Source organism: Streptomyces sp. NBC_00386 (genome assembly GCF_036063235.1).
Classification (GTDB): domain Bacteria; phylum Actinomycetota; class Actinomycetes; order Streptomycetales; family Streptomycetaceae; genus Streptomyces.
Genome location: NZ_CP107950.1, coordinates 7,078,276 through 7,094,708, shown reverse-complemented (window position 1 = coordinate 7,094,708; position 16,433 = coordinate 7,078,276). Strand labels below are relative to the sequence as shown.

The 16,433-nt window shown below is 70.5% G+C and carries 14 protein-coding genes; 9 read left to right on the top strand and 5 right to left on the bottom strand.

Translation table 11 applies throughout. The annotated features are described in order from the left end of the window. Positions 1-4 precede the first annotated feature (4 nt). From OG780_RS31090 to OG780_RS31075, 4 genes are all read left to right on the top strand, one after another. Complete coding sequence (locus tag OG780_RS31090; RefSeq protein WP_328453747.1) at positions 5-841, top strand: aminoglycoside N(3)-acetyltransferase; 837 nt, start codon at positions 5-7, stop codon at positions 839-841. Positions 842-852: 11 nt separating this feature from the next. After that, positions 853-1,776, top strand: coding sequence for an ABC transporter ATP-binding protein (locus OG780_RS31085; RefSeq protein ID WP_328453745.1), 924 nt, complete (start codon positions 853-855; stop codon positions 1,774-1,776). Positions 1,777-1,864: 88 nt separating this feature from the next. Beyond that, on the top strand, positions 1,865-2,680 hold the full coding sequence (locus OG780_RS31080; protein ID WP_328453743.1) for an ABC transporter permease: 816 nt from the start codon (positions 1,865-1,867) through the stop codon (positions 2,678-2,680). Between the two features lie 123 nt (positions 2,681-2,803). After that, positions 2,804-3,811, top strand: coding sequence for a COX15/CtaA family protein (locus OG780_RS31075; RefSeq protein ID WP_328453741.1), 1,008 nt, complete (start codon positions 2,804-2,806; stop codon positions 3,809-3,811). A gap of 159 nt (positions 3,812-3,970) precedes the next feature. On the opposite strand, the gene OG780_RS31070 is transcribed toward OG780_RS31075, so the two are convergent. The 3 genes from OG780_RS31070 to OG780_RS31060 all read right to left on the bottom strand — a co-directional run bounded on the left by OG780_RS31070 (position 3,971) and on the right by OG780_RS31060 (position 6,616). Beyond that, positions 3,971-5,077, bottom strand: coding sequence for an amidohydrolase family protein (locus tag OG780_RS31070; RefSeq protein ID WP_328453739.1), 1,107 nt, complete (start codon positions 5,075-5,077; stop codon positions 3,971-3,973). Positions 5,078-5,203: 126 nt separating this feature from the next. After that, on the bottom strand, positions 5,204-5,560 hold the full coding sequence (locus tag OG780_RS31065; RefSeq protein ID WP_328453737.1) for a hypothetical protein: 357 nt from the start codon (positions 5,558-5,560) through the stop codon (positions 5,204-5,206). 102 nt (positions 5,561-5,662) lie between these two features. Beyond that, entirely contained in the window at positions 5,663-6,616 is a 954-nt protein-coding gene (locus OG780_RS31060; protein ID WP_328458523.1) for a heme o synthase, read from the bottom strand. Between the two features lie 353 nt (positions 6,617-6,969). Between OG780_RS31060 and tkt the strand changes: the two genes are divergently transcribed. The 5 genes from tkt to pgl are packed head-to-tail and all read left to right on the top strand — an operon-like array spanning position 6,970 to position 13,566. Beyond that, positions 6,970-9,057 carry a transketolase gene (gene tkt / locus OG780_RS31055; RefSeq protein ID WP_328453735.1) on the top strand — a complete coding sequence of 696 codons (2,088 nt, stop codon included), beginning with the start codon at positions 6,970-6,972 and terminating at the stop codon, positions 9,055-9,057. Positions 9,058-9,091: 34 nt separating this feature from the next. Further along, positions 9,092-10,210 carry a transaldolase gene (gene tal / locus OG780_RS31050; protein WP_326788461.1) on the top strand — a complete coding sequence of 373 codons (1,119 nt, stop codon included), beginning with the start codon at positions 9,092-9,094 and terminating at the stop codon, positions 10,208-10,210. A 1-nt stretch (position 10,211) separates the two neighbouring features. Beyond that, positions 10,212-11,738 carry a glucose-6-phosphate dehydrogenase gene (zwf, locus tag OG780_RS31045; RefSeq protein ID WP_328458521.1) on the top strand — a complete coding sequence of 509 codons (1,527 nt, stop codon included), beginning with the start codon at positions 10,212-10,214 and terminating at the stop codon, positions 11,736-11,738. Beyond that, the gene (gene opcA, locus OG780_RS31040) at positions 11,735-12,787 is read left to right on the top strand and encodes a glucose-6-phosphate dehydrogenase assembly protein OpcA (RefSeq protein WP_328453732.1); all 1,053 of its coding nucleotides are present in this window, start codon (positions 11,735-11,737) and stop codon (positions 12,785-12,787) included. The genes zwf and opcA overlap by 4 nt, the downstream gene beginning before the upstream one ends. Beyond that, on the top strand, positions 12,784-13,566 hold the full coding sequence (gene pgl / locus OG780_RS31035) for a 6-phosphogluconolactonase (protein WP_328453730.1): 783 nt from the start codon (positions 12,784-12,786) through the stop codon (positions 13,564-13,566). Before opcA ends, pgl begins: the two co-directional genes overlap by 4 nt. Before the next feature lie 161 nt (positions 13,567-13,727). Here the strand turns inward: pgl and pgi are convergent, their stop codons facing one another. Both pgi and OG780_RS31025 read right to left on the bottom strand, forming a co-directional pair. After that, positions 13,728-15,380, bottom strand: coding sequence for a glucose-6-phosphate isomerase (pgi, locus tag OG780_RS31030; RefSeq protein ID WP_328453728.1), 1,653 nt, complete (start codon positions 15,378-15,380; stop codon positions 13,728-13,730). A 538-nt stretch (positions 15,381-15,918) separates the two neighbouring features. Beyond that, entirely contained in the window at positions 15,919-16,206 is a 288-nt protein-coding gene (locus tag OG780_RS31025) for an RNA polymerase-binding protein RbpA (protein ID WP_004002138.1), read from the bottom strand. Positions 16,207-16,433: the final 227 nt, after the last annotated feature.

Sequence of the window (16,433 nt, the reverse complement as noted above, 5' to 3'; positions counted from 1 at the left end):
GACCATGCCGACACCCCCTCCGACCGGCCCACTCGTCACCCGGGACACCCTCGCCGCCGACCTGCGCGCCCTGGGTGTAGGAGCGGGAGAAACGCTCCTCGCGCACTCCTCGCTCAGCGCCCTCGGCTGGGTCAACGGCGGTCCCGTGGCCGTCGTACAAGGACTGCTCGACGTACTCGGTCCGGACGGCACGCTGGTGGTCCCGACCCAGTCCGGCGACCTCTCCGACCCGGCGCTGTGGAGCCGCCCTCCGGTTCCCGAGGAGTGGTGGCCGACCATCCGGGCGACCATGCCCGTCTACGACCCGCGCGTGACGCCCTCCCGCGGGGTCGGCGTGATACCCGAGACCGTCCGCACCTGGCCCGGCGCCCTGCGCAGCGCGCACCCGGAGACCTCGTTCGCGGCGCTCGGCCCGCGCGCGGCGGCCATCGTGGACGGACACGCGCCCGACTGCCGGCTCGGCGAGCGGAGCCCGCTGGCCCGCCTGGAGGCCGGCGGTGCCCGCGTCCTGCTGCTCGGCGCCGGCTACGACACCTGCACCAGCTTCCACCTGGCCGAGTACCGCATCCCCTCACCCGTCGTAGAGGTCGGCCGACCCTCCCCCACGGGCTGGCGGACGGTGCGGGAGGTGTCGATCACCTCCGAGCTGTTCGAGGAGCTAGGCGCCGACTTCGAGCGGGACCGTCCCGTCGTACGGGGGACCGTGGGCGCGGCCCGGGCGCGGCTCTTCCCGGTGGCCGACGCGGTGGCGTACGCGGAGCGGTGGCTGTCGCTGCACCGGCCGCGGGACCTGTACGTGGATGCGGCCCCCGGCGGTTCCGGGACGCGCCGACGTCCCTAGACTTGCTCCTCATGCGAAGCGAGCCCGTCGTCCAGGTCCAGGCCCTGGTGAAGCGGTACGGAACCAAGACCGCGGTGGACGGCCTCGACCTGGTGGCCACGGCGGGCGTCACCGCCGTACTCGGACCCAACGGAGCGGGCAAGACCACCACGGTCGAGACCTGCGAGGGATACCGCACGCCGGACTCCGGCACGGTGCGCGTCCTGGGCCTCGACCCGGCGAGACAGTCCGGCGAGCTGCACACCCGGATCGGCGTGATGCTCCAGTCCGGCGGCGTCTACTCGGGCGCCCGCGCCGACGAGATGCTCCGCCACGTGGCGAAACTGCACGCCCACCCGCTGGACGTGGACGCGCTCATCGAGCGACTCGGCCTGGAGGGCTGCGGCCGCACGACGTACCGCCGGCTTTCGGGCGGCCAGCAGCAGCGCCTCGCGCTCGCCATGGCGGTCGTCGGCCGTCCCGAGCTGGTCTTCCTGGACGAGCCGACCGCGGGCCTCGACCCGCAGGCCCGCCGCGCCACCTGGGACCTGGTCCGCGACCTGCGTTCCGACGGTGTCTCGGTGATCCTCACCACGCACCACATGGACGAGGCCGAGCAGCTCGCCGACGACGTCGCGATCATCGACGCGGGCCGGGTCGTCGCCCAGGGCTCCCCCGAGGAGCTGTGCCGCGGCGGCGCGGAGAACACCCTGCGCTTCGGCGGCCGTCCCGGACTCGACGTGAACTCCCTGCTCAAGGCCCTCCCGGCGGACTGCACGGCGGCCGAGCTGACACCGGGGGCCTACCGCGTCGGCGGCAAGGTCGACCCGCAGTTGCTGGCGACCGTCACGTCCTGGTGCGCCCAGCACGGTGTGATGCCGGAGAAGATCTCGGTCGAACGCCACACCCTGGAAGACGTCTTTCTTGAACTGACCGGCAAGGAGCTGCGCTCATGAACCAAGCTCGACCGGAGCCCGGCCGGGGGTCCGGGGGTTGTCCCCCGGGAAAGCACGGCCTTGAACTGACCGGCAAGGAGCTGCGTTCATGAGCCAGGCACAGCTTGGAGCCGACCGGCAGGGAGCCGAGTCCGTGACGACCACCGGTACGTACACCCCGAAGCCGGGCGCGGCCCCGCTGACCCGCATGATCGGCGCGCAGGCCGTGCTGGAGACGAAGATGCTGCTCCGCAACGGCGAGCAGCTCCTCCTGACGGTCGTCATCCCGACCCTGCTCCTGGTGCTGTTCAGCTCGGTGGACATCATCGACACCGGCGCGGGCGAGGCCGTCGACTTCCTGGCGCCGGGCATCCTGGCGCTGGCCGTGATGTCGACGGCGTTCACCGGCCAGGCCATCGCGACGGGCTTCGAGCGCCGGTACGGCGTCCTGAAGCGGCTGGCGGCCTCTCCGCTCCCCCGCTGGGGGCTGATGACCGCGAAGACGCTGTCGGTCCTCGTCACCGAAATCCTTCAGGTGATCCTGCTCACCGCGATCGCGTTCGCGCTGGGCTGGTCGCCGCACGGCAATCCGTTCGCCGTCCTGCTCCTGCTGGTCCTCGGCACCGCCGCCTTCTCCGGGCTCGGCCTGCTCATGGCGGGCACCCTCAAGGCCGAGGCGACACTGGCCGCTGCGAACCTCGTCTTCCTGCTGTTCCTGGTCGGCGGCGGGGTGATCGTGCCGATGGACAAGTTCCCCGCGGGCGCCCAGGACGTGCTCGGTCTGCTGCCCGTCTCGGCGCTCTCCGACGGCCTGCGGGACGTACTCCAGCACGGCGCCGGGATGCCCTGGGCCGACCTGGGGATCCTGGCCGTCTGGGCGGTCGTGGGGCTCGGCGCGGCAGGCCGGTTCTTCCGCTGGGAATGACCGGCTCACCCCGCCGGAAGTGGTGGACCTTTCACGGGGAGTGAGTGGCCCTGCCCTGGAGGGCGGCCGACCCGCCGCTCCCGGGCGGACCCTCGTGAAAGCGTGCACAAGCGGCCCCCTACGATGGTGCGCGTGCAGAACCTGACCCGAGCCGACGCCCTCAGCGCGGTGCGCAACCCGCTCGCCTTCATCGCCGAACGCTGGACCCCGACCTCCCGGACGGTGCAGCGCGCGGCCCTCGCCGCGCTCGTCATGGCGGTCGTCATCGTGGTCACCGGCGGTGCCGTGCGGCTCACCGGCTCCGGCCTCGGCTGCCCGACCTGGCCCAAGTGCACCGACGACTCGCTCACGGCGACGAGCGCGATGGGCTTCCACGGCGCCATCGAGTTCGGCAACCGCATGCTGACGTACGTGCTGTGCGCCGCCGTCGGGTGGGCGATCATCGCGGCGCGCTCGCGGAAGCCGTGGCGGCGCGGTCTCACCCGGCTCGGCTGGGCCCAGTTCTGGATCGTCATGAGCAACGCGGTCCTCGGCGGGATCGTCGTCCTGGTCGGCCTCAACCCGTACACGGTCGCCGCCCACTTCCTGCTCTCCACCGCGCTCATCACGGTCGCCGCGCTCATGTGGCAGCGCACCCGCGAGGGCGACGCGGCGCCGCGTCCGCTGGTCGGCAAGTCCGTGCAGCAGCTCGTGTGGTTCCTGGTCGTCGCCTCGGTCCTGCTGATCGCCGTCGGCACGGTCGTCACCGGTGCCGGACCGCACGCGGGTGACTCGAGCGAGGTCGCCCGCATCCCCGTCGGCTGGGAGAACGTCGCCAAGCTGCACGCCGTGCTGGCCTGGATCGTCGTCACGCTGACCTTCGCCCTCTGGTTCGTCCTGAAGGCGGTGGACGCCCCCCAGGGTCCCCTGCGGCGCACCCGCGACCTGTTCCTGATCCTCCTGGCCCAGGGCGTCATCGGCTACGTCCAGTACTTCACCGACCTGCCCGAGGCCCTGGTCGCCCTCCACATGCTCGGCTCCTGCCTGGTGTGGATCGGGGTGCTGCGGGTGCTGCTGGCCCTGCGCGAGCGCCCGGAGACCGTGGCGGATCTGCCGGGTCCCGCGACCACGTCGGCCCTCACCCGCGCGTAGCTTGTCCGGGCCGTCCAGGCCCCGTCCGGGGACACCGTTCACCCGCGCGTGGTCGTCCAGGGAGCGCCTTCGCACGCGTAGCCCGTCCGGGGGAAACACGCACGCGGCCCGCCGGGGAGCGCCTTCACGCGCGTGAGCCCTCGGCGGGCGCCGGTGCGCTCACCCCACCCCGTACACCCGCCGCGCATTGCCCGCCGCGACCATCGTGGCCACGCGCTGGGCGTCCTCCAGGGACCACGCGCCTTCCGCGACCCAGCCGCCGAACACCCGGCCGAGCGCCTCCCGGAACAGGCGGGCGCCCACCACGTGCAGCTCGGGCAGGCCGTGCGCCCCGCTGGAGAAGAGGATCTTGCCGAACGGCGCCAGTTCCAGGATCTCGGCGAGGACGGTCGCGGCCCGGGCCCCGGTGCGCACCAGGGCGGCGCCCGAGTCGGCGTAGACGTGCGCGAAGACACCGGCGAGGTGGGCGGCGTGCCGGTGGTACGGGTAGCCGTGCAGCAGGACCAGGTCGGTGCCGAGGCCCGCCGTGGCCCGGACGAAGTCCGTCAGCAGCACCGGGTCCGTGCGGTCGATGCGCTGGCCGGGTTCGCCGAGGCCCGCGTGGAGCTGGAGGGGCAGACCCGAGGCGACGGCGATCCACAGCAGATGGCGGAGCAGGACGGGGTCGGTGAGCGGGCCGCCGACCCGGCGGCCCGCGAGCCAGCGGCCGGCCGCGCCCCGTACCTCCCCCGGTCCCGGCGGTTCGGGCGCGAGGGCCAGACCGTGCCGCACGCCCGCGACGGAGGTGAAGGCCACGGCGTTCACGGCGGCTCCGTGGACGGATTCGGCGAGATTGGCGAGAAAGGTCTCGACGGTTCCCGAGGTGTCGGCGACCTGTTCGGCGAGCAGCTCCAGACGGACGATCTCGTGCGCTCGCGCGTCTCCCGTGGAGGCCATCTCGCCCGGCCCGGTCAGGTCGCCGGGCAGACCGGTGTCGACGAGATACGTGGTGATGCCGCTGCCGCGCAGCAGTCTGCGGCCCGACTCCAGGACGCCGAGTTCGCGGCGCCGGGCCAGATAGTGGGCGGGCGTGCAGTGCGGTTCGAGTCCGAGCAGGGGCGGGCACCAGCGTCGTACGGCGAAGCCGGTCTGGGTGTCGAAGAAGGTGGTGCCCGCGGCCGGCGGCCCCTCGGTCCTGGTGAGGTGGGCCTCGAACGTGCCGAGGCCCAGCTCCGTCCGCAGTACGCCGTGGCAGTACTGGTCCACCAGGGACGGCGTTTCGATCATCCGGACTCCCGCGAATGGACCGTTGCTTTTCAGGTCCTAACGGCTGAGCCGGGTGTCAGGTGTTGGTCGCGCACACCCCGTGCGAACAGCCGACGATTGTCGGCCGTCCGTGCGAGGGGTGACGTGTCAGTCGTTGGAGGGACCGCCGACCTGGATGCCGGCCATACGCTTCCACTCGTACGGGCCGGTCTTCACCTTGGCCGCGAACTCGCCGTCGAACGCCTCGTGGACGGTGATCCCGGCCTTCTTGACGGCGTTCTCGGCGATCTCGTAGCTCGTCGCCACGAGGTCGCCCCAGCCGCCGTCCTCGCCGACGAGGACGATGCGGGCGCCGCGCTGTCCGATGTAGGCGACCTGCGCCTCGGCTCCGCCGTGCGCCTTGGAGAAGGCGGTGATCCGCTGCGCGAGCTTGGCGGCGGCGCGTTCGGCCTTGGGGTCCTGGACGGCGCCGGGGGTCTCGTCGATCTGCTGGGTGTCTGCCATGGCCAGGATGCTACCGACGGGTAGATCCAACGGCGACGGGAGGGGTGCGTGGCCTTGACCACGCACCCCTCCCGTCCACGTTCACCGGGTCCGGCGGAGCGTCTAGCGGAGGAAGGGGTCCACCGCGACGGCCACGAAGAGGATCGACACGTAGGTGATCGACCAGTGGAACAGCCGCATCTCCTTGAGCTTGGTGCCCGTGGCCTCGGCCTTGGCGCGGTTCTGCAGGCCGTGCGCCTCCCACAGCCAGAACCCGCCCGCGCCGAGCGCGACCGCGGTGTAGAACCAGCCCGTGTACCCGAGCGGGGTGAGCAGCAGCGAGACCGCGACCATCACCCAGCTGTAGAGGACGATCTGGCGGGCGACCACCTTGTTGCTCGCGACGACCGGCAGCATCGGCACGCCCACGCGCGCGTAGTCCTCGCGCACCTTCATGGACAGCGGCCAGTAGTGCGGCGGCGTCCAGAAGAACATGACGAGGAAGAGGATGACCGGCGCCCACGACATGGAGTTCGTGACGGACGACCAGCCGATGAGCACAGGCAGACAGCCGGCGATGCCGCCCCACACGATGTTCTGCGAGGTACGCCGTTTGAGAATCATCGTGTAGACGACGACGTAGAAGAGGAGCGCCCCGAGCGACAGCCAGGCGGACAGCCAGTTGACGGCGAGACCGAACAGCAGGGTCGACACGACCGCCAGCGTGATGCCGAAGGCGAGACACTCGCGGGGGCTGACCATGCCGGTGACGAGCGGACGCTGCGAGGTGCGCTCCATGAGGGCGTCGATGTCGCGGTCGATGTACATGTTCAGCGCGTTGGCGCCGCCCGCGGACAGATAACCGCCGAGGCAGGTGAGGAGCACCAGCTTCAGATCGGGCACACCCTGCTGGGCCAGGAACATCACCGGAACCGTGGTGATCAGCAACAGCTCGATGATCCGCGGCTTGGTCAGCGCCACGAACGCCTTCAGACGGGCCCCGAACGGCCGCTGGCCCCGGCTGCTGCTCGTCCCGAGCACACCCGCTGGACGGGATTCGACGGCCGTCACGCACACCCCTGACAGAGACATCCCAGCGGACCTCGGGATGAATTCCCCGCAAAGGTCCGCGCGTACCACGCCACTGTAGACGTTGCCCAGACCCCGGCATTCGCGGGGGTGGGCCCGTGTTGAGGAGTGCGGCCGGAAGAGCTGATCGAGACTCGATTGAGCACTCGGACGAGCGGCTCCGTATTCACTTGCCGAACACGGAACGACCTAGTCGGGAGGCGGATCCCGATGAGTCCCGGCAGTCTGGAATGACTCGAAAAAACGCGCGTACTCACGGGGGTAGGCTCGACAACGGCCGGGGCGCCCAGTGCACCGGCATTTCGACATGTGTGACATGTGGAGAGGAGCCCTGACCCAGGGTGAGCACCAAGCCGACCACCACAGACCTCGAGTGGACCGAGCTGGACCAGCGGGCCGTGGACACCGCCCGCGTCCTGGCCGCCGATGCCGTACAGAAGGTCGGCAACGGCCATCCCGGTACGGCCATGAGCCTGGCGCCCGCCGCCTACACCCTCTTCCAGAAGGTGATGCGGCACGACCCGGCGGACACCGACTGGGTTGGACGCGACCGCTTCGTGCTGTCCGCCGGCCATTCGTCCCTGACCCTCTACACCCAGCTCTACCTGGCCGGTTTCGGCCTGGAGCTGGACGACCTGGAGTCCTTCCGGACCTGGGGCAGCAGGACCCCCGGACACCCCGAGTACGGTCACACGCCGGGCGTGGAGACCACGACCGGTCCGCTCGGCCAGGGTGTCGCCAACGCGGTGGGCATGGCGATGGCCGCCCGCTACGAGCGTGGTCTGTTCGACCCCCAGGCGCCGCAGGGCGAGTCCCCGTTCGACCACTTCATCTACGCGATCGCCGGTGACGGCTGCCTCCAGGAGGGCATCTCCGCGGAGGCCTCCTCCATGGCCGGGCACCAGAAGCTCGGCAACCTGGTCCTGCTGTGGGACGACAACCACATCTCGATCGAGGGCGACACCGAGACCGCGGTCTCCGAGGACACCGTCAAGCGCTACGAGGCGTACGGCTGGCACGTGCAGCGCGTCGCCCCGAAGCCGGACGGCGACCTGGACCCGCACGCCATCTACAACGCGATCGAGGCCGCGAAGAAGGTGACGGACAAGCCGTCCTTCATCGCGATGCGCTCGATCATCGCCTGGCCCGCCCCCAACGCGCAGAACACCGAGGCCGCGCACGGCTCGGCGCTCGGCGACGACGAGGTCGCGGCCACCAAGCGCGTCCTCGGCTTCGACCCGGAGAAGTCCTTCGACGTCGCCGCCGAGGTGCTGGCCCACACCCGTCAGGCCCTGGACCGGGGTGCCCAGGCCAAGGCCGAGTGGGAGAAGGGCTACGCCGCCTGGCGTACCGCCAACCCGGAGCGCGCGGCGGAGTACGACCGTATCGCCGCGACCGAGCTGCCGAGCGGTTGGGAGGAGAAGCTCCCCGTCTTCGAGGCGGGCACGGGTGTCGCCACCCGCGCCGCGTCCGGCAAGGTGCTCCAGGCCCTCGGCGCGGTCATCCCCGAGCTGTGGGGCGGCTCCGCCGACCTCGCCGGCTCGAACAACACCACGATCGACAAGAGCAGCTCGTTCCTCCCGGCGGACAACCCGCTGCCGGAGGCCGACCCGTACGGCCGCACGATCCACTTCGGCATCCGCGAGCACTCCATGGCCGCGGAGATGAACGGCATCGCGCTGCACGGCAACACGCGCATCTACGGCGGCACCTTCCTGGTGTTCTCCGACTACATGCGCAACTCGGTCCGCCTGTCGGCCCTGATGCACCTGCCGGTGACGTACGTGTGGACGCACGACTCGATCGGCCTCGGCGAGGACGGTCCCACCCACCAGCCGGTCGAGCACCTCGCCTCGCTGCGCGCCATCCCCGGCCTCAACGTCGTCCGTCCCGCGGACGCCAACGAGACGGCCATCGCCTGGCGCGAGATCCTCAAGCGCTACACCAAGGTGTTCGGCAAGGGCGCCCCGCACGGTCTCGCCCTGACCCGTCAGGGTGTGCCGACGTACGAGGCGAACGAGGACGCCGCCAAGGGCGGTTACGTGCTGTTCGAGGCCGAGGGCGGCTCGCCCGAGGTCATCCTGATCGGCACCGGCTCCGAGGTGCACGTGGCCGTCGAGGCGCGTGAGCAGCTCCAGGCCGCGGGCATCCCCACGCGGGTGGTCTCCATGCCGTGTGTGGAGTGGTTCGACGAGCAGGACCAGGGGTACCGGGACAGCGTGCTGCCGCCTTCGGTGAAGGCCCGTGTCTCCGTCGAGGCCGGAATCGGTCTCACCTGGCACCGATTCGTCGGGGACGCCGGACGCATTGTTTCGCTGGAGCACTTCGGTGCTTCGGCCGACGGCAAGGTGCTCTTCCGCGAATTCGGTTTCACTGCCGAGAACGTCGCGGAAGCCGCCCGGGAATCGATCGCCGCAGCCCAGCGCTGACGCCGACATACGACACGTAGGAGATGCAATTTCCATGACAGACGCACTCAAGCGCCTCTCCGAGGAAGGCGTCGCGATCTGGCTGGACGACCTGTCGCGCAAGCGGATCACGTCCGGCAACCTTGCCGAGCTGATCGACCAGCAGCACGTCGTGGGCGTCACCACCAACCCGTCGATCTTCCAGAAGGCGATCAGCAGCGGAGACGGCTACGAGCAGCAGGTTTCCGAGCTCGCTGCCCGCAAGGTCACCGTCGAAGAGGCCCTGCGCATGATCACCACGGCGGACGTGCGCGACGCCGCCGACATCCTGCGCCCCGTCTTCGACGCCACCGAGGGCCAGGACGGCCGTGTGTCGATCGAGGTCGACCCGCGTCTGGCGCACAACACCGCGGCGACCATCGCCGAGGCCAAGCAGCTTGCCTGGCTGGTGGACCGCCCCAACACCCTCATCAAGATCCCGGCCACCAAGGCGGGTCTGCCGGCGATCACCGAGGTCATCGGCCTCGGCATCAGCGTCAACGTCACGCTGATCTTCTCGCTGGAGCGCTACCGCGAGGTCATGGAGGCGTTCCTCGCCGGCCTGGAGAAGGCCAAGGAGCGCGGCCTGGACCTCTCGAAGATCCACTCCGTGGCGTCGTTCTTCGTGTCCCGCGTGGACACCGAGATCGACAAGCGGCTCGACGCCCTGGGCACCCCCGAGGCCAAGGCCGCCCGCGGCAAGGCGGGCCTCGCCAACGCCCGGCTCGCCTACGAGGCGTACGAGGAGGTCTTCTCCACCGACCGCTGGGCCGCCCTCGACCGTGCGCAGGCCAACAAGCAGCGCCCGCTGTGGGCCTCGACCGGCGTCAAGGACCCGGCGTACAAGGACACCCTGTACGTCGACGAGCTGGTCGCGCCCAACACCGTGAACACCATGCCGGAGGCCACCCTGGGTGCCGCCGAGGACCACGGCCAGATCACCGGCAACACGATCGCCGGTACGTACGAGCAGTCCCGTGCCGAACTCGACGCCGTCGAGAAGCTCGGGATCGCCTACGACGACGTGGTCCAGCTCCTTGAGGACGAGGGCGTCGAGAAGTTCGAGTCCGCCTGGAACGACCTGCTCAAGTCGACCGAGGCGGAGCTCCAGCGCCTCGCCCCTTCGGAGGGCTGAAATCTTGTCGAGCAGCAACCCGCTGCGTGACCCCGCAGACCGACGGCTCCCGCGTATCGCGGGGCCGTCGGGCCTGGTCATCTTCGGCGTCACGGGCGATTTGTCACGTAAAAAGCTGATGCCCGCGGTGTACGACCTCGCCAACCGGGGCCTTCTTCCGCCGGGATTCTCGCTCGTCGGGTTCGCCCGCCGCGAGTGGGCCCACGAGGACTTCGCCCAGGAGGTCCACGACGCGGTCAAGGAGCACGCCCGCACGCCCTTCCGCGAGGAGGTCTGGCAGCAGCTCGTCCAGGGCATGCGCTTCGTCCAGGGCACCTTCGACGACGACGACGCGTTCGACCGGCTGCGCTCGACCATCGAAGAGCTGGACAAGGCGCAGGGCACGGGCGGCAACTTCGCCTTCTACCTGTCCGTGCCGCCGTCCGCGTTCCCGGTGGTGATCCAGCAGCTGAAGAAGCACAAGCTGGCCGACCAGTCGAACGGCCAGTGGCGCCGCGCGGTCATCGAGAAGCCCTTCGGCCACGACCTCAGGTCGGCCGAGGAGCTCAACGCGATCGTGCACGAGGTCTTCGCCCCGGACCAGGTCTTCCGCATCGACCACTACCTGGGCAAGGAGACCGTCCAGAACATCCTGGCGCTCCGCTTCGCCAACACGATGTTCGAGCCGATCTGGAACCGGTCGTTCGTCGACCACGTGCAGATCACCATGGCCGAGGACATCGGCATCGGCGGCCGGGCCGGCTACTACGACGGCATCGGCGCCGCCCGCGACGTCATCCAGAACCACCTGCTCCAGCTCATGGCGCTGACCGCGATGGAGGAGCCCTCCTCCTTCGACGCGGACGCGCTCGCCGCGGAGAAGACCAAGGTGCTCGGCGCGACCAGGCTGCCGAAGGACCTGGGCAGGAGCACGGTCCGCGGCCAGTACGCGGCGGGGTGGCAGGGCGGCGAGAAGGTCGTCGGCTACCTCCAGGAGGACGGTATCGACCCCAAGTCGAAGACCGACACCTTCGCCGCGATCAAGGTCGAGGTGGACAACCGCCGCTGGGCGGGAGTCCCGTTCTACCTGCGCACCGGCAAGCGTCTGGGCCGCCGCGTCACCGAGATCGCGGTCGTCTTCCAGCGCGCCCCGCACTCCCCCTTCGACCACACGGCGACGGAGGAGCTGGGCCAGAACGCGATCGTCTTCCGCGTCCAGCCCGACGAGGGCGTCACGGTCCGCTTCGGTTCCAAGGTGCCCGGCACCTCCATGGAGATCCGGGACGTCTCGATGGACTTCGCGTACGGCGAGTCCTTCACGGAGTCGAGCCCGGAGGCGTACGAGCGTCTGATCCTCGACGTGCTGCTCGGTGACTCGAACCTCTTCCCGCGCACCGAGGAGGTCGAGCTGTCCTGGAAGATCCTCGACCCGATCGAGCAGTACTGGGACAAGCACGGCAAGCCCGCACAGTACCCCTCGGGCACCTGGGGCCCCGTCGAGGCCGACGAAATGCTCGAACGAGACGGACGGAGCTGGCGTCGCCCATGAAGACCGATCTCACGGACACCACGGCCAGCAAGGTCAACAAGGCGCTCGTCCAGGGCCGCCGCGCCATCGGCACGCCCGCCGTCGGCATGGTGCTCACCCTCGTCATCGTCACCGACGAGGAGAACGCGTACGACGCCCTGAAGGCCGCCAACGAGGCCTCGCGCGAGCACCCCTCACGCACCCTCGTGGTCATCAAGCGCGTCTCCCGCTCTCCTCGCGACCGCACGACGTCGCGGCTCGACGCCGAGGTGCGGCTCGGGGCGGAGGCGGGCACCGGCGAGACGGTGGTGCTGCGCCTGTACGGCGAAGTGATCAACCACGCCCAGTCGGTCGTCCTGCCGCTGCTGCTGCCGGACGCGCCCGTCGTCGTCTGGTGGCCGGTGAACGCGCCGCTCGACCCGGCGAAGGACCCGCTCGGTTCGCTCGCCCAGCGCCGGGTGACCGACACCTACGCCGCCGAGGCCCCGGTACGGGAGCTCAACGCCCGCGCCGAGGCGTACACCCCGGGCGACACGGACCTGTCGTGGACCCGCATCACGCCCTGGCGTTCGATGCTGGCCGCGGCCCTGGACCAGGTCACCTGCGACGTGGACGCGGTCGAGGTGGAGGGCGAGGAGTTCAACCCGAGCTGCGAGCTGCTCGCGATGTGGCTCGCGGAGCGGCTGGAGGTCCCCGTCAAGCGGTCGCTGTCCTCGGGCCCCGGCCTGACGGCGGTCCGGCTGGAGACGAGCTGCGGCCCGATCGTCCTGGACCGCGCCGACGGCACCCTCGCGACGCTGTCCATCCAGGGGCAGCCCGACCGTGCGGTGGCGCTCAAGCGCCGCGACACGGCCGAGCTGATGGCGGAGGAGCTGCGCCGCCTCGACCCGGACGACACCTACGCCTCGGCGCTGCGTTACGGGGTGAACCGGCTGAACTCGGCGGACACCGCCGGTTCCCCGGGCGGGACCACGACCGCCACGAAGGCGGCCCCGGTCGCCAAGGACTCCCCCGCCGGGGTGGCGGAGACGCTCGCCAAGAAGGCGGCGGACAAGGCGGCCGCCGAGTGAACACCCCGCAGCTCGTCGTCCACCGCGACAAGGAACTGATGGCCCAGGCCGCGGCGGCGCGGCTGATCACGAAGATCGTGGACGCGCAGGCCTCGCGCGGCTCCGCCTCGATCGTGCTGACCGGCGGGCGCAACGGCAACGGGCTCCTCGCGGCGCTCGCCGCGGCGCCCGCGCGGGACGCGGTCGACTGGGCGCGCCTGGACCTGTGGTGGGGCGACGAGCGGTACCTCCCCGAGGGCGATCCCGACCGCAATGACACACAGGCCCGCGCGGCCCTGCTCGACGCGGTGCCGCTGGACCCGGAGCGGGTGCACGCGATGCCCGCGTCCGACGGTCCGTTCGGCGCCGACGTGGAGGCGGCGGCCGAGTCGTACGCGGCGGAGCTCGCGAAGGCCGCCGGCCCGGAGAACCACGGTCCGGTCCCGGCCTTCGACGTCCTGATGCTGGGCGTCGGCCCGGACACCCACGTGGCCTCGCTCTTCCCGGAGCTGCCCGCGGTGCGGGAGACGGAGCGGACGGTGGTCGGCGTGCACGGCGCGCCCAAGCCGCCGCCGACCCGGATCTCGCTGACCCTGCCCGCGATCCGCTCCGCCCGCGAGGTGTGGCTGCTCGCGGCCGGCGAGGACAAGGCGCAGGCGGCCGCCATCGCCCTGTCCGGCGCGGGCGAGATCCAGGCCCCGGCCGCCGGCGCGTACGGCCGCTCCCGCACCCTGTGGCTCCTGGACGCGCCTGCCGCGTCCCAGCTGCCACGCTCGCTGTATCCGCCGGCGTCCGCCTGAACGACCGCAGTACGGAACGGCTGAACCACCGAAGGGGGCGGCAAGGTCACCGACCTTGCCGCCCCCTTCGGTGGTTCACCGGGCCTACGGGCTCCCCACGATCGTCAGGGAGATCCCGGGAAGCGGGCGGACCCTTGCCGCCCGCTTCCCCTCGTTCATGCTCAACGACCCCGCAGCGTCCGGTACTTGGCGACCAGGGCCTTGGTCGACTCGTCCAGTCCCGGTACGTCGGCGCCTTCGGTGAGGGCGGGCTCGACGCGCTTGGCGAGCACCTTGCCGAGTTCGACGCCCCATTGGTCGAAGGAGTCGATGTTCCAGATCGCGCCCTGGACGAACACCTTGTGCTCGTAGAGGGCGATGAGCTGGCCCAGGACCGAGGGGGTCAGTTCGGCGGCGAGGATCGTGGTGGTGGGGTGGTTGCCCTCGAACGTCTTGTGCGGCACCAGTTCCTCGGGCACGCCCTCGGCGCGGACCTCGTCCGGGGTCTTGCCGAAGGCCAGCGCCTGCGTCTGCGCGAAGAAGTTCGCCATCAGCAGGTCGTGCTGGGCCGCGAGTTCGTCGCTCAGTTCACCGACCGGGTTGGCGAAGCCGATGAAGTCGGCGGGGATCAGCTTCGTGCCCTGGTGGATCAACTGGTAGTAGGCGTGCTGGCCGTTGGTGCCGGGCGTGCCCCACACCACCGGTCCCGTCTGCCACTCCACCGGATTGCCGTCACGGTCCACCGACTTGCCGTTGGACTCCATGTCGAGCTGCTGGAGATAGGCCGTGAACTTCGACAGGTAGTGCGAGTACGGCAGCACGGCGTGCGACTGCGCGTCGTGGAAGTTGCCGTACCAGACCCCCAACAGACCCAGCAACAACGGCACGTTGGCCTCCGCCGGGGCCGTGCGGAAGTGCTCGTCGACCAGGTGGAACCCGTCGAGCATCTCGCGGAACCGCTCCGGACCGATCGCGATCATCAGCGACAGACCGATCGCCGAGTCGTACGAGTACCGCCCGCCGACCCAGTCCCAGAACTCGAACATGTTCGCCGTGTCGATGCCGAAGTCCGACACCTTCTCCGCGTTCGTCGACAGCGCCACGAAGTGCTTCGCCACCGCCTCCTGACCGGCCTTCAGACCGGTCAGGAGCCAGTCACGCGCCGAGGTGGCGTTGGTGATCGTCTCGATCGTGGTGAACGTCTTCGAGGCGATGACGAACAGCGTCTCGGCCGGGTCCAGGTCCCGCACGGCCTCGTGCAGGTCCGCGCCGTCCACGTTGGACACGAACCGCACGCTCAGCGAGCGGTCGGTGAACGAGCGCAGCACCTCGTAGGCCATCGCCGGACCCAGGTCGGAGCCGCCGATGCCGATGTTGACGACGTTCTTGATGCGCCTGCCGGTGTGCCCGGTCCACTCACCCGAACGGACCCGCCCGGCGAAGTCCGCCATCTTGTCCAGGACCGCGTGCACGGCCGGCACGACGTTCTCCCCGTCGACCTCGACCACCGCGTCCCGCGGCGCCCGCAGCGCCGTGTGCAGCACCGCCCGGTCCTCGGTCACGTTGATCTTCTCGCCCCGGAACATCGCGTCCCGCAGCCCGAACACGTCCGTGGCCACGGCCAGCTCGCGCAGCAGTCGGAGGGTCTCGTCGGTGACCAGCTGCTTGGAGTAGTCGACGTGCAGATCGCCGACCTGGAGCGAGTAGCCGGAGCCGCGTCCGGGGTCGGCCGCGAACAGGTCGCGCAGATGGGTGCCGGCGAGCTCCTCGCGGTGCTTGGCCAGAGCGGTCCACTCGGGTGTCTGGTTGAGCCTGGTACGGCTTCCTGCGTTCATCTCGGACTTCCGCCTTCTTTCCTGCCTGTGCTGCTGCGTACCTTGCCCCGCTGCCGGTCCCAACCTAATTGATCAGGGCTGGACACGAGCTGTCGTAGTGCGTCCACCGGCTCAACAACAGATACGTCCCGTCGGCCCGCGGGTGTCAGCGGGATGACGGCGAGAGGGATGCGGGGGGCCGGGGCCGCAGGGAATACCGGGCCGACACACCCGGCTTGATTTCCGGCCCGCACTGCTGCATCGGCGTGACCCGACCACCGCGCCACCCGCCCCGTCACGGCACGGCACGGCACGGCACGCAGAGCGCTGCACCGGAACACGGCGGCTCGCCACGGTACGAGGATGCGGGCGCGGTACGAGGATGTGGCGCGCGGCGGATGAGTCGGCCCCTCGCTGCGGGCGTCCTGATGATGCGACAGGGCCGTGGTGCGGGCATCCGGGCACGGCGGATCCGGCGGCGGGCCGGAACGCGGCCGCGAAGTCGCCGTGAAACGGTTCCGGCCAGACATCCATGGGACGCCCGGCCGGCTCTCAACTCCTAGATCTCGCCCCGCAGTTTGGCGAGCGCCTCGGCGAGGATCGCCTCGCCGTCCGCATCGCTGCGCCGCTCCCGCACGTACGCGAGATGCGTCTTGTAGGGCTCGGTGCGCGGCGGGTCCGGCGGGTTGTCCCGGTCCTGTCCGGCGGGGAATCCGCAGCGCGGACAGTCCCAGGTGTCGGGAACCTGCGCGTCGCTGGCGAAGCTGGGCTGCGTCTCGTGCCCGTTGGAGCACCAGAAGGAGATGCGCAGCCGCGGCGCGGACTCGCCGCGCTCGGCCTCGCCCATCGGCCCCGCCCCGACCCGGCTTCCTCGGATCGCGTTGCCACTTGCCACGGTGTAACTCCCTGCGTGATGGTGCCGCGAAGCGAGTCGGCGTTTCGCTTCGTTGCGAGCGCCTCAGTCTACGTAAGGCCCAACGCACGTCCAGTGATTGGAGTTACATCCCCACCCCTAGACGCAAGCCCCATGATAGGCGGCGCCTGGAGGCGCGTACCGGACATGGGGCCTTACGT